1 protein-coding gene is annotated in these 561 nt (G+C 47.2%); it reads left to right on the forward strand.

The features are described 5' to 3' along the window. Positions 1 to 561 (forward strand): Rib/alpha-like domain-containing protein (locus E5983_RS09390; protein ID WP_269148546.1); only part of this gene is annotated, 561 nt, incomplete at both ends.

Genomic DNA, 561 nt, shown 5'->3' on the forward strand with positions numbered 1-561 from the left:
TAAACCAGCGACAGTTCTTGTGACCTACCCAGATGGTTCACAAGATAAGGTTCCTGTGACAGTTAAGGTTGTAGAAACCCCAAGCCAAGCAGACAGTAATGAACCAAGTCCAGCTGATCAAACCGTTAAGGTTGGTGAAACTCCATCAGCTGAGAAGTCCATCTCTAACCTAGGTGACCTTCCAACAGGTACTACGGTTGCGTTTGAAAACCCAGTAGACACAAGCACAGCAGGAGATAAACCAGCGACAGTCCTTGTGACCTACCCAGATGGTTCGCAAGATAAGGTTCCTGTGACAGTTAAGGTTGTAGAAAACCCAAGCCAAGCAGACAGCAATGAACCAAGTCCAGCTGATCAAACCGTTAAGGTTGGTGAAACTCCATCAGCTGAGAAGTCCATCTCTAACCTAGGTGACCTTCCAACAGGTACTACGGTTGCGTTTGAAAGCCCAGTAGACACAAGCACAGCAGGAGATAAACCAGCGACAGTTCTTGTGACCTACCCAGATGGTTCGCAAGATAAGGTTCCTGTGACAGTTAAGGTTGTAGAAAACCCAAGCCA

Origin of the sequence: Streptococcus danieliae, assembly GCF_009767945.1 — a bacterium.
Classification (GTDB): domain Bacteria; phylum Bacillota; class Bacilli; order Lactobacillales; family Streptococcaceae; genus Streptococcus; species Streptococcus danieliae.